The 21,233-nt window shown below is 35.8% G+C and carries 26 protein-coding genes; 4 read left to right on the top strand and 22 right to left on the bottom strand.

Going from position 1 to position 21,233, the window contains the following annotated elements; all coding sequences use genetic code 11:
* Positions 1 to 3: 3 nt before the first annotated feature.
* The 19 genes from spoVAE to DS745_RS00105 all read right to left on the bottom strand — a co-directional run bounded on the left by spoVAE (position 4) and on the right by DS745_RS00105 (position 14,907).
* Positions 4 to 354, bottom strand: a complete 351-nt coding sequence (gene spoVAE / locus DS745_RS00195) for a stage V sporulation protein AE (protein ID WP_129076190.1) — start codon at positions 352 to 354, stop codon at positions 4 to 6.
* A gap of 27 nt (positions 355 to 381) precedes the next feature.
* Positions 382 to 1,380, bottom strand: a complete 999-nt coding sequence (gene spoVAD, locus DS745_RS00190; RefSeq protein WP_129076189.1) for a stage V sporulation protein AD — start codon at positions 1,378 to 1,380, stop codon at positions 382 to 384.
* A gap of 16 nt (positions 1,381 to 1,396) precedes the next feature.
* Positions 1,397 to 1,864: a stage V sporulation protein AC gene (gene spoVAC / locus DS745_RS00185; RefSeq protein WP_129076188.1), complete on the bottom strand. Its 468-nt coding sequence runs from the start codon at positions 1,862 to 1,864 to the stop codon at positions 1,397 to 1,399.
* Positions 1,865 to 1,877: 13 nt separating this feature from the next.
* Positions 1,878 to 2,300 carry a stage V sporulation protein AB gene (locus DS745_RS00180; RefSeq protein WP_129076187.1) on the bottom strand — a complete coding sequence of 141 codons (423 nt, stop codon included), beginning with the start codon at positions 2,298 to 2,300 and terminating at the stop codon, positions 1,878 to 1,880.
* Positions 2,290 to 2,910 (bottom strand): stage V sporulation protein AA, encoded by a 621-nt coding sequence (locus DS745_RS00175; RefSeq protein ID WP_129076186.1) that lies wholly within the window; start codon positions 2,908 to 2,910, stop codon positions 2,290 to 2,292. The genes DS745_RS00180 and DS745_RS00175 overlap by 11 nt, the downstream gene beginning before the upstream one ends.
* 133 nt (positions 2,911 to 3,043) lie before the next feature.
* Positions 3,044 to 3,802, bottom strand: coding sequence for an RNA polymerase sporulation sigma factor SigF (sigF, locus tag DS745_RS00170; protein WP_129076185.1), 759 nt, complete (start codon positions 3,800 to 3,802; stop codon positions 3,044 to 3,046).
* A 12-nt stretch (positions 3,803 to 3,814) separates the two neighbouring features.
* The gene (gene spoIIAB, locus DS745_RS00165; protein ID WP_129076184.1) at positions 3,815 to 4,255 is read right to left on the bottom strand and encodes an anti-sigma F factor; all 441 of its coding nucleotides are present in this window, start codon (positions 4,253 to 4,255) and stop codon (positions 3,815 to 3,817) included.
* Positions 4,256 to 4,606 (bottom strand): anti-sigma F factor antagonist, encoded by a 351-nt coding sequence (spoIIAA, locus tag DS745_RS00160; protein WP_129076183.1) that lies wholly within the window; start codon positions 4,604 to 4,606, stop codon positions 4,256 to 4,258. It lies immediately after the preceding gene.
* Positions 4,607 to 4,801: 195 nt separating this feature from the next.
* Positions 4,802 to 5,965, bottom strand: a complete 1,164-nt coding sequence (locus DS745_RS00155) for a D-alanyl-D-alanine carboxypeptidase family protein (RefSeq protein ID WP_129076182.1) — start codon at positions 5,963 to 5,965, stop codon at positions 4,802 to 4,804.
* A 137-nt stretch (positions 5,966 to 6,102) separates the two neighbouring features.
* The gene (locus tag DS745_RS00150) at positions 6,103 to 7,404 is read right to left on the bottom strand and encodes a pyrimidine-nucleoside phosphorylase (protein WP_129076181.1); all 1,302 of its coding nucleotides are present in this window, start codon (positions 7,402 to 7,404) and stop codon (positions 6,103 to 6,105) included.
* Positions 7,405 to 7,500: 96 nt separating this feature from the next.
* Positions 7,501 to 8,322, bottom strand: a complete 822-nt coding sequence (locus DS745_RS00145) for a purine-nucleoside phosphorylase (protein WP_129076180.1) — start codon at positions 8,320 to 8,322, stop codon at positions 7,501 to 7,503.
* 17 nt (positions 8,323 to 8,339) lie between these two features.
* A complete protein-coding gene (locus tag DS745_RS00140; RefSeq protein ID WP_129076179.1) occupies positions 8,340 to 9,143 on the bottom strand; it encodes a purine-nucleoside phosphorylase in 804 nt (267 codons plus the stop codon).
* A gap of 1 nt (position 9,144) precedes the next feature.
* A complete protein-coding gene (gene deoB / locus DS745_RS00135) occupies positions 9,145 to 10,341 on the bottom strand; it encodes a phosphopentomutase (protein WP_129076178.1) in 1,197 nt (398 codons plus the stop codon).
* A 202-nt stretch (positions 10,342 to 10,543) separates the two neighbouring features.
* Positions 10,544 to 11,434 (bottom strand): site-specific tyrosine recombinase XerD, encoded by an 891-nt coding sequence (gene xerD / locus DS745_RS00130; RefSeq protein ID WP_129076177.1) that lies wholly within the window; start codon positions 11,432 to 11,434, stop codon positions 10,544 to 10,546.
* Positions 11,435 to 11,448: 14 nt separating this feature from the next.
* Positions 11,449 to 11,682 carry a YqzK family protein gene (locus DS745_RS00125; protein ID WP_129076176.1) on the bottom strand — a complete coding sequence of 78 codons (234 nt, stop codon included), beginning with the start codon at positions 11,680 to 11,682 and terminating at the stop codon, positions 11,449 to 11,451.
* Between the two features lie 173 nt (positions 11,683 to 11,855).
* Positions 11,856 to 12,305, bottom strand: a complete 450-nt coding sequence (gene fur, locus DS745_RS00120) for a ferric iron uptake transcriptional regulator (protein ID WP_129076175.1) — start codon at positions 12,303 to 12,305, stop codon at positions 11,856 to 11,858.
* A gap of 117 nt (positions 12,306 to 12,422) precedes the next feature.
* Complete coding sequence (gene spoIIM, locus DS745_RS00115) at positions 12,423 to 13,067, bottom strand: stage II sporulation protein M (RefSeq protein ID WP_129076174.1); 645 nt, start codon at positions 13,065 to 13,067, stop codon at positions 12,423 to 12,425.
* A 122-nt stretch (positions 13,068 to 13,189) separates the two neighbouring features.
* A complete protein-coding gene (locus DS745_RS00110; protein WP_129076173.1) occupies positions 13,190 to 14,359 on the bottom strand; it encodes an endonuclease Q family protein in 1,170 nt (389 codons plus the stop codon).
* Between the two features lie 2 nt (positions 14,360 to 14,361).
* On the bottom strand, positions 14,362 to 14,907 hold the full coding sequence (locus DS745_RS00105; protein ID WP_129076172.1) for an NUDIX hydrolase: 546 nt from the start codon (positions 14,905 to 14,907) through the stop codon (positions 14,362 to 14,364).
* Positions 14,908 to 15,026: 119 nt separating this feature from the next.
* On the opposite strand from DS745_RS00105, the gene mciZ reads away from it, so the two are divergent.
* The gene (gene mciZ / locus DS745_RS00100; protein ID WP_129076171.1) at positions 15,027 to 15,161 is read left to right on the top strand and encodes a Z-ring formation inhibitor MciZ; all 135 of its coding nucleotides are present in this window, start codon (positions 15,027 to 15,029) and stop codon (positions 15,159 to 15,161) included.
* On the opposite strand, the gene DS745_RS00095 is transcribed toward mciZ, so the two are convergent.
* Positions 15,158 to 16,222 carry a DUF3866 family protein gene (locus tag DS745_RS00095; RefSeq protein WP_129076170.1) on the bottom strand — a complete coding sequence of 355 codons (1,065 nt, stop codon included), beginning with the start codon at positions 16,220 to 16,222 and terminating at the stop codon, positions 15,158 to 15,160. The two genes, mciZ and DS745_RS00095, sit on opposite strands and share 4 nt — an antisense overlap.
* A gap of 135 nt (positions 16,223 to 16,357) precedes the next feature.
* Here DS745_RS00095 and DS745_RS00090 point away from each other — a divergent pair, with 135 nt between their 5' ends.
* Positions 16,358 to 17,272 carry an aldo/keto reductase gene (locus DS745_RS00090; RefSeq protein ID WP_421721796.1) on the top strand — a complete coding sequence of 305 codons (915 nt, stop codon included), beginning with the start codon at positions 16,358 to 16,360 and terminating at the stop codon, positions 17,270 to 17,272.
* Between the two features lie 46 nt (positions 17,273 to 17,318).
* On the opposite strand, the gene DS745_RS00085 is transcribed toward DS745_RS00090, so the two are convergent.
* Positions 17,319 to 17,924, bottom strand: a complete 606-nt coding sequence (locus DS745_RS00085) for a TlpA family protein disulfide reductase (RefSeq protein ID WP_129076169.1) — start codon at positions 17,922 to 17,924, stop codon at positions 17,319 to 17,321.
* A 223-nt stretch (positions 17,925 to 18,147) separates the two neighbouring features.
* On the opposite strand from DS745_RS00085, the gene uppP reads away from it, so the two are divergent.
* Positions 18,148 to 18,978 carry an undecaprenyl-diphosphatase UppP gene (uppP, locus tag DS745_RS00080; RefSeq protein ID WP_129076168.1) on the top strand — a complete coding sequence of 277 codons (831 nt, stop codon included), beginning with the start codon at positions 18,148 to 18,150 and terminating at the stop codon, positions 18,976 to 18,978.
* Positions 18,979 to 19,008: 30 nt separating this feature from the next.
* Here uppP and DS745_RS00075 read toward each other — a convergent pair whose 3' ends face one another.
* A complete protein-coding gene (locus DS745_RS00075; RefSeq protein ID WP_161568126.1) occupies positions 19,009 to 19,992 on the bottom strand; it encodes a CobW family GTP-binding protein in 984 nt (327 codons plus the stop codon).
* A 181-nt stretch (positions 19,993 to 20,173) separates the two neighbouring features.
* Here DS745_RS00075 and DS745_RS00070 point away from each other — a divergent pair, with 181 nt between their 5' ends.
* A complete protein-coding gene (locus DS745_RS00070; RefSeq protein WP_129076166.1) occupies positions 20,174 to 21,205 on the top strand; it encodes a permease in 1,032 nt (343 codons plus the stop codon).
* Positions 21,206 to 21,233: the final 28 nt, after the last annotated feature.

The raw sequence follows: 21,233 nt of genomic DNA, 5'->3' as shown, positions 1-21,233 counted from the left end.
GTTTCATCCTTTCGGTTTAAAGAATACTGCTACTAAAAATCCAAAGAGAATAGCTGATGATATACCCGCTGATGTCACTTCAAATATCCCCATACCAATCCCTAAAAATCCTGATCTTTGAGCTTCTGCCATTGCCCCATGCACAAGAGAATGGCCAAAACTGGTGATAGGTACAATTGCTCCAGCACCCGCAAAGTCAATAAGGCGGTCGTACAAATGAAATCCATCTAATAATGCACCTACAATAACTAAAGAACTCATGACATGGGCAGGAGAAAACTTAAAAAAATCTAAAAGTAATTGGCCAAAGACACAAATTATGCCTCCTACAGTAAAGGCAACAACGTACTCCATTTTGCTCACCCCCATTTCTTTCTTTGGTTACTCAACATACTCAAAAGATACACCATGAGCAATGCATGGAATGGACTCTTTTTGTTGCACCATGGTTGGATTTAATAGAGCACCTGTTGCAACAACCAATATTCTCTTAAATGTTCCACGTTTTAATTCACTGAATAAATGACCATACGTAACGACGGCAGAACATGCACAACCACTACCACCTGAAAAAACCTTTTGATCCGTGCTATAAACTAATACACCACAATCTTGATGAACCTTTGAAATATCAATGTCTTGTTCTAATAGCAAACTCTTTAAAATTGGTGTTCCTATTCTAGACAAATCCCCGGTAACGATTGCATCGTAATCTTCTGGACGACGATTTAACTCTCTTAAATGGGTTTCGATTGTGTGAGCTGCTGCCGGTGCCATTGCTGAGCCCATATCAAATGGACTGACTATACCATAATCTACAACTTTTCCAACAGTAGCAGCCTCTACCTTTATATTGGATGTTTTTTTACTTAGATATGCAGATCCTGCCCCCGTTACGGTATACATGGCTGTCTCGGGTTTTTGCCCTCCAAATTCAGTTGGATAACGAAATTGGCGCTCTGCCGTTGAAAAATGACTACTTACTGATGTCATCACATGCTCAGCATGTCCACTTTCTAATAAAACAGCTGCAAGAATAATTGACTCCATGGAAGTTGAGCAAGCATTAAATAGGCCAAAAAAAGGTATTTCTTTATCTCTAGCTACATAGCTTGCAGTTATATTTTGATTTAAAAGATCACCACCAAGAAAATAGTCTATTTCTTCTGGTTTTTTATTTGCTTTTTGTAAACAAATATCAATACTTTCAGACATTAATTTACGCTCAGCTAACTCCCAAGAAGACTCTCCACAATATAATTCATCATAGGACTTATCAAAACTATTTTTGAGCGGACCTTCTCCTTCTTTTGGACCAACTACAGTGGCGATTTGGTTGATATATATATCATCTTTAAAAACCATCGTTTGCTTGCCCATTTGATTCCCTCCTGTATCAAGAAATTAGTGTTTGTACAAGTAAACGAATCATGCTAACTATATAAGCTGAGACAACCCCAAATACGATAACAGCACCAGCAATTTTAAACATGTTTCCGGCGATTCCTAGAACAATCCCTTCACTTTTATGTTCTAGGGCACTACTTGCAATTGCGTTTGAGAAGCCTGTAACAGTTCCAATTGATCCAGCCCCAGCAAATTGCCCAATTCGATCATAAATACCTAAAGCAGTGAGAATTGCTGCAATAAATATTAACGTTCCGATCATGGCACTAGCCACCGTTCTTTCGGTAAGATCTAAATAATGAATATAGATATTAGCAATACCTTGTCCTAACGCACAAACAAATCCTCCAACCATAAATGCCTTAATACAATTTTTAAAATAAGGAGGCTTTGGTTGAAAAGGTTCGATAGCTTTTTTGTATTTTTTTTTATTTTTTTCTAGTTGCTTTTCATCCATAAATATCCCCTTCTTATTTGTCTACGAAATAGATCCAATGAAATAGAGAGCCGAATATCTTGCCAAATACAATCGCCATAAGTAAATAGATAATTTTGTCAGCTACACCTAACCGTTTGGCTAGAATAGGAAAGACATTTAAAACTTCAGTTAATGCCGCTGCTAACATCCCAACAAAAATTCCTGAAAATAAGCCGATAATTACTAATAAAAAATGTGGCAAATCAAATAAAGGCACCGTTAAACTAAACCATGAACCGGTCAGTGCACCTAAAACTACTCCCCATTCATATAGCTTTATATAATTTTTAGTCTTCGTTAATTGAGTCAACCTAGGCACTATACCTAAAACAGTGAGGAATGCAACAAGCCCGCTTCCTACTGCTAGTCCACCACCTAGACCAATAACAATGACAACTAGGAAATTACCTATCATTGATTTTGGTTTCACTTTCTGTATTTTCATGAATGGATACATATTGATCTAATGCTTGTTGATAATTAAACATTTCTACTTCCAAAGGACTTGGTTCTTCATTGATTCTCTTTTTAAAGAGATGGTTAAAAAACAGGATCATCCCTAAGCCTAGACCAATAGAATAGGGAATTTGCAAAAGTAAGGGTTTAGGGTTTTCTTCACCAGTAATAATTGCGTATAACTTTTGATGAACTTCTTGCATACTTACATCCTCATGAAAATTCATAACGGCAAGTCCAGCACCAATAAATAGCAATAACCAAACTCCCACAAAAAATAATGGTTTAAAATTAGTCTTAAAGTAAACCTCGATGATTGATTGTGCTGCTCCTATTGTTTGCACATCAAAGTTTGGATAAGCCAAACGTATCGCTTTAATTACCTTCATAACATCAATTACGATTAGCTTTTTATCCTCAGGCTTTACTTGATGAATAGAAATATTACCGACCAATTCTCGTACTCCGTTTTCTGCTACTATTTGAGCTACATCCCCAATTTTAATATTTTGGGATTTAGTCGCTTCAACACGGTGACGCATCCGAATGTAAATAATTCCTTCGTTCATTTTGTTCCCCTCCTTAATAGTAAGAAGTTGGACTATATGTGTTATTTTTATAGTATGGATGTATTTTTGGTAATCATGCACACGAAAGTAGAGGAAAGCTAGTTCGTAGTAAATCAAAAAAAAGACCAAATGGCTAAACTTCCATTTGGTCTTTTATTGCCTGCAATATTTTCTTTTCTAATCTTGAAACTTGAACTTGTGATATACCTAACCGCTCTGCAACCTCTGATTGAGTTTGGTCCTTATAATAACGAAGGTAAACAATGAGGCGCTCACGATCATTTAAATGACGGATCGCTTCTTTCAAGGCGATCTTATCAAACCATTTATGCTCTGACTGATCTGCAATTTGGTCTAAAAGGGTTATCGGGTCACCATCATTTTCATAAACAGTTTCATGAATGGATGAAAGACTTCGACTTGCCTCTTGAGCAAACACAACTTCCTCAGGAGAAATCTCCAGCTTCTCAGCTATTTCAGCAATAGTTGGAACACGACCTAGAGTTTTCGATAACTCGTCCTTCATCTTACGAATTTTGTTCGCAGTTTCCTTTAACGAGCGGCTCACTTTTACGGTTCCATCATCTCGTAAAAACCTCTGTATTTCTCCAATAATCATTGGTACAGCATACGTAGAAAATTTCACATCATAGGATAAATCAAACTTGTCTACAGATTTAATTAAACCAATGCAGCCAATTTGAAATAAATCTTCTGGCTCATAACCCCTATTCAAAAAACGCTGGACAACAGACCAAACTAATCTCGTATTTCGATTAACAATGGTATCCCTAGCATCCTGATCGCCTTCTTGACTTCTAGCAATAAGCTCTTTTACTTCCTTATCCGTTAAGTATGTTTCCTTCTTCTCGTTTTTAACCTCCACATCCATAAGCAGAACCCCTTAATTGCATAAAGCTTTACTTTTTGATAGAAGCTTTGTTAAATGAACTGTTGTTCCTACTAATGGATTTGAAACAACTTTTATATCATCCATAAAGTTTTCCATAATCGTAAAACCCATGCCAGATCTTTCTAACTCTGGTTTGGTTGTATACAATGGTTGTCTTGCTTCATCGATGTTGTCTATACCAATACCTTCGTCTTTAATTAAAATTTGTACAATGTCATTTTCTAAAGTAACTGATATATACACAATTCCTTCTGGATTATTATCATAACCATGAATAATAGAGTTAGTAACTGCCTCAGAAACAACCGTTTTGATTTCGGTTAACTCATCCATAGTCGGGTCTAACTGTGCTACAAAAGCTCCAACTGTGACACGAGCAAAAGATTCGTTCTTACTTTGGGCTGAAAATTGTAGTTCCATGAAATTTCTCATTTACGCCACCCCCAACGTTTCCAACGCAAACTGTTCATTGTCAGCTAATCTAATAATCTTAAATAAACCTGACATATCCATTAATCGTTTGATTGGAGGTGTAATTGAACAAATCACCATTTCCCCACCATTGTTCATGATTTGTTTGTATCTACCTAAGATAACGCCTAATCCCGAACTATCCATGAATGTTAAGTTCTCTAAATTCAAAACTAAATGCTTATATTTACCTTTTTGTAATTGTTCATCAACTTCATTTCGAAGCATTTCACTTGTATGATGATCAAGTTCACCATCAAGTCTTACACAAAGTATCGTATCTTTTTTCTCCAAGTTAATGGTCAAGCTCACGTTCACTCACTCCTCATTCAAAGATAACTTTTCTGCTACAACATGATCTGTTGTGTAAAAGGTTTTCGATAAAAGTGAGCTTCAATCCTGCCTCATGACAAAACTAGTGAATATTCGTCAATATAAATTAGAGATCCAAATAAGATTTGACAAAAAGATAGAAGGAAGGTGGGGAAATTCCCCACCTAGCTTCCCTTATGATTTTCCACCAAATTTAGCAGTTGTGCGCTTAAATAATTGCCACCATGAAGCAACACCAACATCATCATTGGCAACTAGAGGAACCTCTACTAACAGCGTTCCTTCTTTTTCAATGCGAAGTGTTCCAAGTTGGTCACCTTTTTTAATAGGTGCCTTTAAATCCTTGTCAATGTTAATGATTTCTTCAACATTATCAATATTTTCGCCCTTCTTCGTTAAAACAGATACACTTTCAGATGTAACAACATCAACCGTTGGCTTTTGACCTTTACTGATTTTTGAAGTAGTCATAACATGTCCTCTGTCATATAATTTATGAGTCATATATTGACTAAAAGCATAATCCAACATTTCTGTTATTTGACGGTTACGATCCTTAGGTGTTTGAGCACCCATTACAATCGCAATCACACGCATATCATTTTTCTTTGCGGTTACTGTTAGGCAATATTTAGCTTCTCGTGTATAACCAGTTTTTAACCCATCAACACCAGGATAAAACTTTACTAGCTTATTCGTGTTAACTAGCCAGAACTTTTTATCAGTGTCTTGTCGTAAGTAATCTTCATACAAACTCGTGTACCCTAAGATATTCTCGTACTTTAGAAGCTCTTTTGATATAATGGCTAGGTCATAGGCAGTCGTATAATGATTTTCAGCTGGTAACCCGTTTGAATTCATAAAATTTGTATTCGTTAACCCTAATGACTTTGCTTTTTCATTCATCATTGCAATGAAGTTTTCTTCGGAACCGCCTAAGTGTTCAGCCATCGCAACTGAGGCATCATTACCAGAGGCAATGGCAATTCCTTTCAGCATTTCATCTACCGTCATTTCTTCGCCTACTTCGAGGAAAATTTGTGATCCTCCCATTGAAGCAGCTCTTTCACTAGTACGTACTTTTTCGTCCAAGGTAATTTTCCCTTGATCGAGAGCTTCCATAATCAATAGCATAGTCATAATTTTTGTCATACTAGCAGGTGGAAGTTTTTCGTTACTATTTTTTTTAAATAAAATCGTACCTGTATCTCTTTCCATTAGTATAGCTGATGAAGATTCTTTTGCTAATTGTACTTTACCTTCTTCTGCTAAAGCTGTAGCCTGAAAAGTTGATAATAATAGTGTAATTGCTAAAAAACGGATAAAAAATCCCCTCATAAACTATCCCTCCATTCTATTCTCTAGCATTTTTTCCACTTCCAACTTTTTTATACAGCTAATGGAAAAAATAGTTATAGGTAGGTAAAACAAAAAAAGATGCCAGTTAGCCTAGAGGCTACAGACATCTTTGATAATTATTTAATTTCCTTATAGATAAGCGGAGGTATTTCTACTCTTTCAGAAGCTATTGTATATGAGTCATTAATGATCTTCGTGACTTCTGCGACATTTTCCTCATTAGTGTGAATGGTCACTAATGTTTCACCTGTGTTGACAAAATCACCAACTTTTTTTCTTAACTCAATTCCTACAGCTAAATCTATCGTTGATTCCTTCGTTGCTCGCCCTGCTCCTAGAAGCATCGCAGCTACTCCAATTTTATCTGCAACTATTTGCCCTATATAGCCTGTATCCCAAGCTGGTACTTCAATTTGGTATTTGGCAGTTGGCAGTTTTGTTACATCATCAACAACAGTGGGATCTCCTCCCTGATCCTGTAAGAACGTTTTTAACGTTTCCAGTGCCTTCCCTGAAACAATAGCTTCCTCAAGTAAGATCCTAGCTTGTTCTACAGTACTCGTTTTGCCTGCAAGTAACACCATTTGACTACCTAATGCTAAGCAAAGTTCTTTTAAGTCTTCAGGACCATTTCCTCTTAGAGTGTCAATTGCTTCCTTAACTTCAAGAGCATTCCCTATTGCAAAGCCTAATGGTTGACTCATATCTGAGATAACTGCCATGGTATTTCGCCCTAAATTGTTACCGATATCAACCATTGCTTTTGCCAACTCTTCTGCTTGAGTTAACTCTTTCATAAATGCCCCTGCACCAGTTTTCACATCTAAAACAATTGCATTTGCTCCTGAAGCAATTTTCTTACTCATGATTGAACTTGCTATAAGTGGAATTGAATTAACTGTTGCAGTCACATCTCTTAGAGCATAAAGCTTTTTGTCAGCAGGTGTTAAATTTCCACTTTGACCAACAACAGCAAGTTTATTTTTATTAACGAGATCAATAAATTGCTGGTTTGTTATTTCAACGGAGAAGCCACTAACTGCTTCTAATTTGTCAATGGTTCCGCCGGTATGACCTAAACCACGACCACTCATTTTCGCAACTGGTACTCCAACACTTGCAACTAGAGGGCCCAAAACGAGAGTTGTTGTATCCCCAACTCCTCCAGTACTGTGTTTGTCTACCTTGATACCATCGATTGCCGACAAATCGATTTGATCCCCAGACTGAACCATCGCCATCGTTAGGGCAGCTCGTTCATGAGCCGTCATATCCTGAAAAAATACAGCCATAGCAAAAGCACTCATCTGATAGTCTGGAATTGTATCTGAAGTATAACCATTAATAATAAACTCTATCTCTTCCTTTGTTAATTCCAACCCATCCCGCTTCTTTTCTATTAAATCAACCATTCTCATGCTCTCACCTACACTTCTTTAATTGTGAATTATGAATTATGAATTATCTTCTATGTTAGAGCTTCGATGCATTGCTTAAACAATTCAAGTCAAAATTTACATTTTCATTAAGGTTTTTTTAATTAACTGGATAAACTTTGGTTTCGTACGGTTCGCTACTTCGACAACCTGTTCGTGGGTGATACCTTCTAAAGCTTCTCCGATAGCCATATCGGTAATACAACTAATGCCCAAGACTTTCATTCCCATGTGTCTTGCTACAATGACTTCAGGTACTGTCGACATCCCAACGACATCACCACCAATTTTCCGTAGCATAATTAATTCAGCAGCGGACATATAAGTAGGACCAGAAACACTAACATAAACACCTTCTTGTAATGAAATACCTAAATTACTTGCTACTTCTTTAATAGTAGGAATAAATTCACGAGTGTAAGCAGAACTCATATCGGGAAACCTCGGACCAAATTCACTTTCGTTTGTTCCAATCAGCGGATTTGCTGCTGTCATGTTAATGTGATCAGTAATAACCATTAAATCTCCGGGTGCAAATTCAGGATTCATGCCCCCACATGCATTCGTTACAATAATGGTTTCTACTCCTAGCAATTTCATCACGCGAACAGGGAAGGTTACCTCTTGCATTGAATATCCTTCATAGAAGTGAAATCTTCCTTGCATCGCAATCACATTTTTGCCATTTAGCTTACCTATGACAAGTTTCCCTGCATGTCCCTCGACCGTAGAGACTGGAAAGTTGAGTATATCTTCATAAGCAATTGCCACACTCTCCTCAATTTCATCGGCTAATTCACCTAAACCTGACCCAAGGATCAAACCAATGGTAGGCATTAATGTTATCTGTTCTTCAATAAAACGAGCTGTTTCCCTTGCCTTTTCCAATAATTGATTCATCTTTTCTGCCGCTCCTCTTAGTTCATCTCTTTAACTATCTCTTTCACAAAGCTCAAGAAGTTAGCTCTTACCATTTCTGTTGTTTCAATTACTTCTTCATGTGTGAGTGGTTGATCCAATATCCCAGCAGCCATGTTGGAGATACACGAAATCCCTAGAACTTCTAAGTCACAATGCTTTGCCACAATTACCTCTGGTACAGTTGACATTCCAACCGCATCTCCACCAAAAAAGCGGAGCATTCTAATTTCTGCTGGAGTTTCATATGACGGACCGGTGTTACCTACGTAAACACCTTCCTTCACTGGAATTTCTAATGTATGTGCTACTTCTTTTGCTAGTTTAACAAGTTTTTTATTATAGGCAGTGGACATATCTGGAAAACGAACACCTTGAGCCGGATCATTTGGCCCTATTAGTGGGTTATCGCCAAAGTTATTTATGTGATCGGTAATGATCATTAAATCACCAGGAGTAAAAGTTTCATTAATACCACCTGCTGCATTTGTAACAATTAAACTTTTTACACCAAGTTCTTTCATCACACGGATTGGAAAGGTTACCCTTTCTAGTGAATAACCCTCATAGTAATGAAATCTACCTTGCATCGTAATGACTTGCTTACCCTGTAGTGTACCAATAACCAACTGACCTGCATGACCTTCTACTGTCGAAACAGGAAAGCCTGGAATTTCGTCATAAGGTATTTTGACTGGATTTTCGATTTCCTCTGCTAATACTCCTAAACCAGAACCTAAAATTAAGCCGATTTCAGGTTGCACTGTCACTGTCTTCTTTAAAAATTTTATCGTATTATTCATTTTACTCACGTCCCTTTCTTAACTCTTGTAAGAAACTCTCCCCATATTTCGGGGCTTGCACATTAAAATTATCAGCAATTGTAGCACCAATGTCTGCAAATGTACTCCTAATTCCTAGTTGTTGTGCTTTTTTAATTCCTTTTTCATATACAAGCAGTGGTACATATTCTCTAGTGTGATCAGTCCCCGCATGAACAGGGTCATTCCCATGATCAGCAGTAATAATTAATAGATCATCATCTTTTAATTTTTCTAGTACTTCAGGTAATCTTGCATCATATTCTTCTAAAGCCTTCCCATATCCAACTGGGTCACGTCGATGCCCAAATAGTGCATCAAAATCTACTAAATTTAAAAAGCTTAAACCCGTGAAATCCATGTCCACGGTTTCCAGTAACTTATCCATGCCATCCATATTCGAAATTGTACGTAAAGATTTAGTAATACCTTCATTATCAAAAATATCGGAAATTTTCCCAATCGCAATTGAGTCATACCCCATATCTTGTAGTTCGTTCATTACTGTACGACTAAACGGTTTTAATGCATAGTCATGGCGGTTTGTAGTTCGTTGCCAAGACCCCTCTTGACCAATAAATGGACGTGCAATGATACGACCAACCATATACTTTTCATCAAGTGTTAACTCCCTAGCAACTTTACAAATCTTATACAGTTCTTCAAGTGGAACGATATCTTCATGAGCTGCAATTTGCAGAACTGAATCTGCTGAGGTATATACAATTAGTGCTCCAGTTTCAACATGTTCCTGACCTAACATATCCAAGATTTCAGTACCAGATGCAGGTATATTTCCGATGATCTTTCTTCCTGTTCGCTCTTCTAATATTTTGATTAGTACTGGTGGAAACCCGTCAGGAAAAGTTCTAAACGGAGTTTCGATGTTAAGTCCCATAATTTCCCAATGACCTGTCATTGTGTCTTTTCCATTTGATGCTTCAGCCATTTTCCCATAATGAGCAAGGGGGTTATTCACTTTTTCAATCCCTTTAATTTCTTCTATGTTACTCAAACCTAATTTCGCCATGTGTGGCATATGTAAGCCATTCATTTTCTCTGCAATATGTCCTAAAGTATGAGCACCAACATCACCAAATTTTTCGGCATCTGGCGCTTCACCAATTCCTACAGAGTCCATAACAACTAGGAAAACTCGCTTGTAAAAGTAATTACTCAAAGTAAAACCCTCCTAAAATATTTCTCTCTAGATTCATTTCTATAATTATGCTTTTATTACTATTCCCGAATATGTATAGATATAATTGTTTATGCCGGAACATTACTATTATATCTAGAGGTCAGAAGTCAGACAACTTATTTTTGCGTAAAAATGTAAAGTCCAGGATTATGATAATACCTGTACTCTACACTTTATAACTTTATGCACGTGGATGAAAATTTGCGTACACGTCTTTTAACCTCGTCTTGGAAATATGGGTGTATATTTGTGTTGTTGAAATGTCTACATGTCCTAACATTTCTTGTACAGCACGTAAATCCGCACCATTTTCTAATAAATGTGTAGCAAAGGAATGTCGTAACGTATGTGGTGTTAGTTCCTTTTGAATATTCGCCTCTTTACTTAACTTTTTAAGAATTTTCCAAAACCCCTGCCTTGATAAGCTTTCCCCATGATGATTAACAAACAGAAAATCGTGTTGCTTCTTTTTCATAAGGTCCCCTCTGGCTGAATTTATGTAGGTCGTTAGCGCTTCCGTTGCTAGCTTTCCAATTGGAATAATTCTCTCTTTATTCCCCTTCCCTATACAACGTATAAAGCCCATGGATAAATGAACATCCTGGAGCTTTAATGAACAAAGTTCAGAAACACGCATCCCTGTCGCATATAGGATTTCGAGCATAGCCTTATTTCGGCGATCAAAGACTGATGATGTATTTGGTGCTGTCAATAAAGCATCTACTTCCTCAGATGACAAGACTTTTGGTAACCTACGATCCTGTTTCGGTGTCTCAATATGTACAGTAGGATCATTAGTTGTCTCTTTTTCTCGAAGTAGAAACTGATGAAACGACCGTATAGAAGCTATTGTTCTAGCAATTGTCGTATTTGCTCTTCCTTGTTCTCGTAAAAAAAATAAATAATTCATAATGACAATTCGTGTCACATCATTTAAAGAAGTGACTTGTTCTACATTTCCTAGATAGTTGGTATACTTAGTCAAATCACGTCGATAAGAGTCAATCGTATTTTTTGAAAGACCCTTTTCGACAATAATAAAATGCAAAAAATCTTCTATTTGATTTTTCATACAAACTCCTTAAGTTACTCACCAAAATGATAGAAAAACATTAACCTATCAATAAATCCATTTTTCTCTATCGGTTCGTGCATTTGTACTACTTTAACAGCTCTTCCTTTTGGTTCATCATAGCGATGGTAACTCTGATATTCTTGACTCACCCATAGAATACCATAATAAAATAATAACGTGCACCCCATAAATAACAGAAATACTCGAATTGTATCCCAAGCAACACTAAAAAAATTTCTAAACATCATAGAACCTCCTAGTTCCTAGTTCTCTATAGTACAAGATATGCCAAAAACTAGATGCTCTATACCTTTATTTCGCTAAATAAAAAATAAAGATAGAATTACTTCAACATAAGAAAAGGGCAAGCGCATACTTTCTTATCTATATAATAAAAAACCTTCCTAAACTAGGAAGGTTATTCAGGTTTATTTTCGTGGCATCTACTACAAATTCCATGGAATGTGAGTCGATGATCTTTTACTTGAAATTTCCAATGCTCTTCAACAATTTTTTCAACGTCTCCAAGAAGATCTTCTTGAATTTCATCTACAGCACCACATTCAATACACACTAAATGATGGTGAAAATGTGCTGCTCCTTCTTGACGTAAATCATAACGAGATACACCGTCACCAAAGTTGATTTTATCTACAACTTTCAATTCGCTTAGTAATTCTAAAGTACGATAAACTGTAGCTAGGCCTATTTCAGGAGCCTTCTCTTTCACTAAAAGATATACATCTTCTGCACTCAAATGGTCTTCTTCGTGTTCTAACAGAACACGCACTGTCGCCTCTCGTTGCGGAGTAAGCTTATAACTTTGAGAATGCAACTGTTTTTTTATTCGTTCTATTCTTTTTTCCATACTTTCTGCCCCTCCCGAGTAGCCGTTTACCTGATCTCATTATACTCAATAATCGAAAAGGGGTCAAATTAAAATCATTATAAAAGATAGTTTATAATTATTATTATATAATACTATTTACATCCAATTAACGACCATTCTCATAAGATTTGGTGAGATATAAGCTTCAAAAGCTGAAGCAATTGCTAACACCGCGCCAATACATACTACTAAAGCAGAGTAGCGTAAAAATTGTTGAAAAATTGGTTCATGACTTCGCTTGATAAATTGATGTCTTACCATCTTGAGCGAAAATGAAACAGCGCAGGTTGTAATGATAATATAAGCTGGGACTAATATAAAGTTTTGAGGCATAACTGATGCAAATGAAAGTAAAAATCCAGACATTCCAAGTTGATTAACCAAAAAACCTACTGTAAATCCTACAACAATACCTTTTATAAATAATAGGATTAAAATAATAGGGAGTCCAATAATAGTTAAACCTAACACCCACATAAGTCCAATATATTTCACATAATGAGCAAAGCTCTGAGAGAACATCGCAGCTGAGTCAGCAAGTTGTCCCTCTGCCACTTGTCCAAAAAATTGATTCAAATATATATGTAAGTCATTTCTTTGACTAAGACTTAGACTGTTTACAATAATGGCCCCAAAAATAATTCCCATTAAAAATAACACGATTGTAAATATATAAATTGAACGATTTTCTTCAATATGATAAGCAACTACTTGTCCAATGCCACTTGCTTTTCTTCTCATCGTTCTCCTCCTTAATTTTTTTCATAGTAAATGCGTCTTTCTACTTCACTCTATGAAAAAAACTACCTTTCTATGACAAATTAATAGAAAGGTTTTCAGGAAAACGATTCGTTTAGTCATTTTTATTTTACCTTGCCATACTTACCTCCACCACCTGTTTGTAAGACAAGCTTCCCTTCTCTTGCAAGAATAATGTATTCAGCAATTTTTTTTGTAACAACATTCTCTAGCTGTTCTTTAGATACATAATGCATAATATTCATTTCAGTTCCAAAATACAGACGTAACTTTTCTAATGTTTTTGGTCCTAACGTAGGAATAAAATGTAAAGGTATTTGATGAACATATGGAGGCCTTTTCCGTTTTATTTTCATACTGCTTGTGTCAGCCAATTCGTCGATTCTCTCTGAGACTCCCTTTATAAAAGAGCCATGTCCGCACTTTTGACAGAATGGAAAGGATTTATTAAAGGGCTCAAAGCAGCGTTCACAAGTGGTTTCGTGGTACTTCCCTAAGAGAGGATTTAAACCATAGTTGCATTCTATTTCTCTACCCTCTTCATTTTTCAAGGCTTTCATTAATTCAAAAAAGCTAGGTTTGTCCATCTTCATCTTTTGATATTCACGAGCAATATTCCCTAAAGAGTGAGCATCGGAATTTGTTAAAAATGAAAAGTACTCTAATTCTCGTACCCTACTTGCCATTAATGTATCAGAACTAAGTCCTAACTCAATGCCATCAATATTATCAATGTCAAAAACTTCGCTTACACTTTTGTTCACACCTTTCCCATAAACGCTCTTAAACGGCGTAAAAACATGAGCTGGGATAAATAAACCACCTAGATCTTTAATCTGCTGCTGAAGGGTTCTACCATCGACATAAATTCTCTGTGTACTCAAAGTTATATTTGTGATTCTTTCCTTTAACCAATTGGAAAACTGCTTCATTATATTAATAGAAGGAATATACGCAAGAATATGAATTGGCCCTTTACAATTTTCGTCATAAATCTCTATCTCAGAGCCTACTATCAAAGAGATTTTATCTTTATAGCAAAGGATCCCCTGATCTGTTTCAACAAGTTCTCCTTTTTCCTTTAACTGTTCTAGCTCCGCTAAAACCTCTGGTACATGACAGTCAATAACCCCAATTAGGTCTAAACCCTTAACATCTGCTGCTTCCTCTAAAACCCTCGTTAGAGTCATTGATTTTGAAGCAGTGATTTTCACTGGTTTCCCTGACAATGTTGCACCTAAATGAATGTGTAAGTCTGCAAAGTACGATCTCACGTTTAAGTTAAGCCACCTTTAAGTTTTAAATATTGAATTGCATAAATCGTTTTTGCATCATGAATTTTTTGTTCTTCAATTAATTGTTCTGCTTCGCTAAGTGAAACCTCTAGTACAGATAAGAATTCGTCTTCATCAGGGTTAACTTCACCAATCTCAATTTCATCTGTGAAGTAAATATGAATTAATTCATCTGCAAATCCAGGCGATGTATAAAATGAAGTTATGAAATTTATTGAAATAGCCCTAAAACCAGTTTCTTCTTCAAGCTCTCTTCTTGCACATTCTAATGGATCTTCACCTTTTTCTAGTTTCCCAGCAGGAATTTCAATAATCGTTTTTTCTAACGGTTTTCGAAATTGTTCTATTACCAAGAGTTTTTTATCTTTAGTTAGAGCAATAATTGCAACAGCACCTGGGTGATGAACAATTTCACGCTTACTTGTATTCCCGTCAGGTAGTTCCACATCTTTTACTACTAATTCGATAACCTTTCCTTGAAAGATTGACTTAGTTGCTAGGGTTTTCTCATAAAACTCTTGTTTCATTTTACCCTCTCCTTTTGTGCTAATTTTTTTTCTTTTCTAGTCTAAATCGTTTTTATCTCTCATACAGTTTATCATAGCTTGTTTCAAAACATGGACAAGCAGTGAGGGGAGAGATAACATTGAAAATCTATGTTCAAGATCAAAAAGTAACTCTAGTAGGAAAAGCCTGGCAAATTAATTATATGCTAAAAAAATATATAAAAAAATATAAAACGGTTCAAGAGTGGATTGACAGTCAAAATCCAAAGCGCTAACTTAATAGCCATTTCATTGCTGCTGCAACTCCTAGAAAAAACGCAGGGTCATCATGATATTGCCTCCCCATTGTCTTAATGGGAATGGGACTCTTGGTCAGCACATTTTCAATTAAGCCACTAAGAGTATTCGGTTCAATCCAATAAACATCGTGATGGTGAGCAATTTGCGTTACTTGTTCACGAATTTTATCATTAATCTTTCCTTGAATATTTGGTAGTGGTAAGACACTTTTCACTTTCGTAAATTTCAGTAATGGTGTGATTGTATGATGACTAATACCCGTGTGTCGATCACGCTTATCACTTTGAGAAATTCTAGGTATCCATACGGGTACACCACCTAAGCTACCGATGACATTCGCCCAGTTGGCTTGTGCAATTCCACTGAAGCCATAGGTTGTCCCCGTTCCTACAACACCAGGTCCTAGTGTGATAAGGATAATATCGCTTTCTAAAACACTGCTAGCAAACTGGAGTGCTGTCGGAAGATTAACTGCTTCATATGTCCCACCAAAAGCCTGCCCTATTGTAATCGTACAAAAACGCTCTTCTTCTTTAAGGGTGCGGATGTGACTACTTAAGCTAATCGGTATGCTTGCTTCATCACTAATAATAACCGTCATCTTAGCATCACTTTTGAGATAATCCATAGCCCAAAAGCATATAGGCATCATACTGTGAAGCTCACCAATCAATATTTTCTTACCGCCTAGGCAAAATGGCTCATTAAACAGTGCATGGTATTCACTTTCTTGGGATTCTACAGCCAGTACGGAATGTTGATTTGGTAAATAACGTGCTTTCATTATATGGCCTCTAGGGTGTAAACTTACCTTCGGTGTTGAATTTATTACGGAGGTTACAATATCCATACCACCCGTACCTAATTTAAGACTTGTTGATGTGCTATTGACGATTACTTCGTCTTTCACATAAGCTCGAGGAGTGATCTTTAAGTATAGTAGTGCCTTTTTAGATTCAGCGGATGTGCTTAAAAGCTGAATATCCTCATCCTCATATAGAATTCCCTCTACAATAACTTTTTTTTCTATATACATATGAAAGTCTCCTCAATAACGTAATTGTCCCTTAGAACATTATTACCTTTCATTTGCGAAATAACCTTCTTATTTGCTCTCCATTTCATAAATTAGTATTGTTATTACAGAAGATTTTTTTGGAGGAGTTATTAAATGATAATAAAAAGACAAATCGGTAACTCAGACTTACATGCTTCAATAGTAGGTTTAGGCTGCATGTCACTAATGTCAAATCGAGAATGTGAGTATTTAGTAAATTATGCCGTAGACATGGGTATTAATTATTTTGATACAGCTGACTTATACGATTACGGTGATAATGAACGTGTACTAGGAAATAGCTTAAGAGGGAAAAGAAATGAAATTATTCTTGCAACGAAAGTAGGGAATAAATGGAATAAGGAAAAAGAAGGTTGGTCTTGGGACCCGAGGAAATCGTATATAAAGCAAGCTGTAAAAGAGAGCTTACAACGTTTGCAAACAGACTATATTGATCTTTACCAGCTCCACGGTGGTACGATAGATGACCCAATTGATGAAACAATTGAAGCTTTTGAAGAACTCGTACAAGAAGGCTGGATTCGTTATTACGGTATTTCATCCATTCGCCCTAATGTTATTAAAGAATATGTAAAAAAATCGCAAATTATTAGTGTAATGCTTCAGCATAGTATGCTTGATCGAAGACCTGAAGATGACATTATGCCACTTTTAGCCGATAAAGAAATTAGCGTTATTACTAGGGGACCAATAGCTAAGGGGTTACTATCTGAGGCTTTCATTAGCAAACTGACTAATGATGGGTACCTAAGTTATTCGTATAAAGAACTAGCGCATATACTACCTCAATTACAGAAATTCGCTCATGAACATTCCTATAGGTTAGAGGAACTTGCGCTTCATTATTGCTTAGGAAATACTCCTACAGCAACAGTTGTACCGGGTGCAAGAACATTGGAACAGCTTCAAAACAATCTTTCATCATTACAAAAACCAGTACTTTCAGCCGAACTACTGTTACAATTGAAAGAAATCTTAAAAAAAGATACTTATACTACCCATCTATAAAATAGAAAAAGAAGGTGACATCCTACTATAGAGTCACCTTCTTTTTCTATTTTAAAATCTTTAAAATTTCATTTTCTAACATCTCAAATGTCACTTTACCTCTGATTGAAATAAAAATTCTTCCTTGCTCATCTAAGATATATGTTGCCGGAAGTGCTCTAACTTGATAAAGAGACTCCACAATCCCTCGTTGGTTGGTTGACTCAGTAGGCAGATCAATAAATGTCGGAAAATTCACATTGAATTCTTCCATGAATTGTTCAGTAGCACCCTCATTTCTTTCAAGAGTTGCCATGTTAACGCCAACTACCTTTACCCCTTTACCTTTATACTGATTATCTAATTTAATTAAATCCGGCATTTCATCTCGACATGGCGGACACCAAGATGCCCACAAATTCAGGACAACTATATTTCCGTGAAAATCTGATAATGACCGTTCATCCTCAGTCCCAAAAAGTGGTAAGGTAAAGTCTGGTGCATACATTCCGCGAAGTAATCCAACTTCATCCTTTGTCACATATGGGTCGTCACCCAGTAAATTGTCCTCAGTACCCTTATTATCAATAGAAATATTATCCACAAGTACATAGATGATAAACGCCAAAGCTATTAGTAAAATCATAAAGCTAATAAAGCGATTATTAGTCATTTTTTTACCTCCAAAGTAATGTCACAGTCCAAAACACGAATTGTTAAAATTGTCATTAACGTTTCAGAGGAACTTTTCCTTATGCCGTTTATTCTTTCAAGTATAAAGAACGTTCATTTTACTTGCAATAAAAAATGCTTAGTTAAAATTATTCCTCTTTATCATTTACATTTATTTTGCTAGAATTAGTATCAGTGATTTTTACATTAAGGAAGGAGACATTATGTCTATATTAGAAGCTATTTTATTTGGAATTGTTCAAGGTTTAACTGAATTTTTACCAATCTCAAGTACTGCACACATTGTAATTACCCAACTCATACTAGGAACACCTTTTCCTGGGTTAGCATTTGAAATTTACTTACATATTGCATCTATTTTAGCAGTTGTGATTTATTTTAGAAAAGATTTATTAGCTGTCATAGTTGGTTTCTTTCGTTATTTCAAAACGAAATCTGCTGAAAATCGTGTCCACTTTCTTTTTGCCCTTTATATTATTGTCGCCACATTTATTACCGGCGGGCTAGGGATTTTATTAAAAGATTATATTGGTGATAACATGAAATCACCTACATTTATCTCAGTTACATTGGTAGTAACAGGTTTAGGATTGGTTTTCATTGAAAGATTCCATCGTTACGGAAACCGTACTGAAAAAGAAATGACTTTCCTTGACTCAATTATTGTTGGTCTAGCACAAACGTTATCAGTTCTCCCAGGTATTTCAAGGTCAGGGGCAACGTTAATTGCTGCACTAGTCATCGGTTTAAACCGTGAAACTGCTGTACGTTACTCATTTTTACTTGTTATCCCTGTAATCTTAGGATCGACAGTTTTGGCGGTTGGAGACGTGAGTAGAGATATCTTTGCTGCAATTGGTACTCCAGCTTTAGTAGTATCCTTTATAACAACTTTTGTATTTTCCTGGTTAGGGATTATCTGGTTGATTGACTTCTTAAAAAGAAGCAAATTAATTTACTTCGCCATTTATTGCTTTGTGGTAGCAATCCTGGTATTTTTATTTATTGATCCTACAACAGTGATTGATATTTAACAAAGAGGCCGACAGCTGTCGGCCTCTCTTCTATTTAATAAATTCCTGATGAAACGACTGTCTAATTTCTGAACTATTAATATCAACGCCAATTAGTATGAGACAAGGATCTATCTTTGGTAATTCCTTTACTCTATTTAAATGAAGTTGTTTTGAAGCAAATTGAAATTGAAAGCTTCCCACCGTTTCTGTTAATTGAATGATCCCTTTTCCACGAATAATCGTTTCAGGTAGTTGCTTTAACCACTTTTCAAGTTTAATTCGTTCTACAGGCTTAGGTACTTCAATCTTCACTGCTTGAAACGAGTGATTATGGTGGTGGCCAATATGCTCATCACATGAATGGTCACTAGAACAACCACATGTGTCTTCACCTTTACGATTAATAACAAACCTTTGTTCCAACAGTTGATTTATATCTACTTCACCATAACTTGCTTCCACAAGAGGAGTTTCACCTCTTTTTTGACTAGTAACTTTTTTAAGTACTTTCTCTTTCACTTTTTCTGTTACTAAATCTACTTTATTTACTATGATAAAAGAACTTGTAGTAACTTGTGCTTTCAAGACCGAACGCACTTCTTTTGAGCTTGAAAAGATACTTTGATATTCCAAATACTTACTAGCATCAATTATATTTACTATTGAAAATAAATCTATGCACTCAATCAAAAGAGGGTCTGTTAACCCATCAACAATTTCCAACGGATTTGCAATACCAGTTCCTTCAATAAATATAACATCAGGTACATCTTTCTCATCTAATGATAATAAAAAAGAATGAAGTTCCCTTGTAAAATCACCTTGAATAGAACAACAAATGCAACCATTTAACATTTCTAGAACTTGGTTATCTTGAAACAACCCTTGTTCAACATTTATGTCTCCAATTTCATTTAATACAATGGCAGGCTTTAAACTTTTCTTTCTACAGTAATCTAGTATTTTTTGTAATATAGTTGTTTTACCACTACCTAAAAATCCGGTAATAATATAGCTTGGGATTTTCCTCAAACAAGTCTCCTCCATTCAATTGGATTCATCTTAAGATAGCATATCCACTCTTTTTTTACAAATAAGAATCATTCCTTTTTATTGTTTTCACGTCATTTTATCTAATCGTGATTTTATGGTAGAATACTAGAATGAGAAAAAATAATATAAATTATAAAAAATAAATAGGAGTAGATCGTCTATGAATCTAAAAGAATCTGTTTCGTCTTTAGCTAAAGATTTACTCGGTGTCATGTTGTTACTAGTATTTTTGTTGCTATTTTTTAATACTGAAAAAATCAAAGGCTCGGTTACCTTTTCAAATTTACCGGATAGTTTGGTGAACGTGAACACAATTTTTATTAGCATTATTATAGAGGCTTTCCCTTTTATTCTACTAGGAGTATTTGTATCTGCTTTAATTCAAATTTATGTCTCTGAAGATACTATTCAACGTTATCTACCTAAAAATGCTGTTGCTGCGTTATTTCCCGCAGCAATTCTTGGGGCGATTTTCCCTATTTGTGAGTGTGCAATTGTACCTGTGGTTAGAAGACTGATTAAAAAGGGAATGCCGTTACATGTTGGTGTCGTATTTTTAGTTGGGGCACCAATATTAAACCCTGTTGTATTTGCCTCTACCTTCTATGCATTTCGTTCAAACCCAACAGTACTTTACTCACGTATGGGTCTTGCCTTTGTCTTATCTATCTTGATTGGCGCAATTATCTATATGATTTTCCGCAAACAGAAGGATCAACTAAAATGGAGCAAAGAAGAACTAATTGGAAGCCAAGTAACACAAGTTATTACTTCAAATAAGAAGCCTAACCGTGTAAAACAAACAATGTACCATGCTGCAGATGAGTTCTTTATGATGGGAAAATATCTAATAGCTGGGGCTTTTATCGCTGCAATGTTTCAGACGTTCTTAGATAGAAGTATTCTTCAAGCACTAGGTTCAAACGAGTACTCTGCCACATTTGTTATGATGGCATTTGCATATGTATTGTCACTTTGTTCTGAAGCCGATGCTTTTGTTGCTGCTTCATTTGCAAATAACTTTACAACTAGTTCTATTATTGCCTTTTTAGTTTATGGACCCATGCTTGATTTAAAAAATACAGTCATGTTACTAGCGTTCTTTAAAACTAAGTTTGTCCTAGTATTTATGGGAACTGTTACAATTGTCGTATTTACCTCAGTATTATTACTTCATTTTTTTGTGTTATAAGGGATTTAACTTTTACGGAAAGGGTTGA

Source organism: Anaerobacillus alkaliphilus, assembly GCF_004116265.1.
Taxonomy (GTDB): Bacteria; Bacillota; Bacilli; order Bacillales; family Anaerobacillaceae; genus Anaerobacillus; species Anaerobacillus alkaliphilus.
The sequence above is the reverse complement of the archived record's forward strand: the minus strand, read 5'-3'. Positions and strand labels throughout refer to the sequence as shown.

Excerpts from the sequence above, each read along its gene's own strand:
- spoIIM (WP_129076174.1), bottom strand. The coding sequence starts at position 13,067 with ATGAGAAGAAAAGCAAGTGGCATTGGACAAGTAGTTGCTTATCATATT.
- DS745_RS00095 (WP_129076170.1), bottom strand. The coding sequence starts at position 16,222 with ATGTATATAGAAAAAAAAGTTATTGTAGAGGGAATTCTATATGAGGAT.
- spoVAE (WP_129076190.1), bottom strand. The coding sequence starts at position 354 with ATGGAGTACGTTGTTGCCTTTACTGTAGGAGGCATAATTTGTGTCTTT.
- sigF (WP_129076185.1), bottom strand. The coding sequence starts at position 3,802 with ATGGATGTGGAGGTTAAAAACGAGAAGAAGGAAACATACTTAACGGAT.
- fur (WP_129076175.1), bottom strand. The coding sequence starts at position 12,305 with ATGGAAAAAAGAATAGAACGAATAAAAAAACAGTTGCATTCTCAAAGT.
- DS745_RS00150 (WP_129076181.1), bottom strand. The coding sequence starts at position 7,404 with ATGAGAATGGTTGATTTAATAGAAAAGAAGCGGGATGGGTTGGAATTA.
- DS745_RS00085 (WP_129076169.1), bottom strand. The coding sequence starts at position 17,924 with ATGACTAATAATCGCTTTATTAGCTTTATGATTTTACTAATAGCTTTG.
- DS745_RS00155 (WP_129076182.1), bottom strand. The coding sequence starts at position 5,965 with ATGAGGGGATTTTTTATCCGTTTTTTAGCAATTACACTATTATTATCA.
- DS745_RS00175 (WP_129076186.1), bottom strand. The coding sequence starts at position 2,910 with ATGAACGAAGGAATTATTTACATTCGGATGCGTCACCGTGTTGAAGCG.
- DS745_RS00140 (WP_129076179.1), bottom strand. The coding sequence starts at position 9,143 with ATGAATAATACGATAAAATTTTTAAAGAAGACAGTGACAGTGCAACCT.
- xerD (WP_129076177.1), bottom strand. The coding sequence starts at position 11,434 with ATGAAAAATCAAATAGAAGATTTTTTGCATTTTATTATTGTCGAAAAG.
- uppP (WP_129076168.1), top strand. The coding sequence starts at position 18,148 with ATGTCTATATTAGAAGCTATTTTATTTGGAATTGTTCAAGGTTTAACT.
- DS745_RS00145 (WP_129076180.1), bottom strand. The coding sequence starts at position 8,322 with ATGAATCAATTATTGGAAAAGGCAAGGGAAACAGCTCGTTTTATTGAA.
- DS745_RS00070 (WP_129076166.1), top strand. The coding sequence starts at position 20,174 with ATGAATCTAAAAGAATCTGTTTCGTCTTTAGCTAAAGATTTACTCGGT.
- DS745_RS00180 (WP_129076187.1), bottom strand. The coding sequence starts at position 2,300 with ATGATAGGTAATTTCCTAGTTGTCATTGTTATTGGTCTAGGTGGTGGA.
- spoVAC (WP_129076188.1), bottom strand. The coding sequence starts at position 1,864 with ATGGATGAAAAGCAACTAGAAAAAAATAAAAAAAAATACAAAAAAGCT.
- spoVAD (WP_129076189.1), bottom strand. The coding sequence starts at position 1,380 with ATGGGCAAGCAAACGATGGTTTTTAAAGATGATATATATATCAACCAA.
- DS745_RS00105 (WP_129076172.1), bottom strand. The coding sequence starts at position 14,907 with ATGAAACAAGAGTTTTATGAGAAAACCCTAGCAACTAAGTCAATCTTT.
- DS745_RS00090 (WP_421721796.1), top strand. The coding sequence starts at position 16,358 with ATGATAATAAAAAGACAAATCGGTAACTCAGACTTACATGCTTCAATA.
- DS745_RS00125 (WP_129076176.1), bottom strand. The coding sequence starts at position 11,682 with ATGTTTAGAAATTTTTTTAGTGTTGCTTGGGATACAATTCGAGTATTT.
- spoIIAB (WP_129076184.1), bottom strand. The coding sequence starts at position 4,255 with ATGAGAAATTTCATGGAACTACAATTTTCAGCCCAAAGTAAGAACGAA.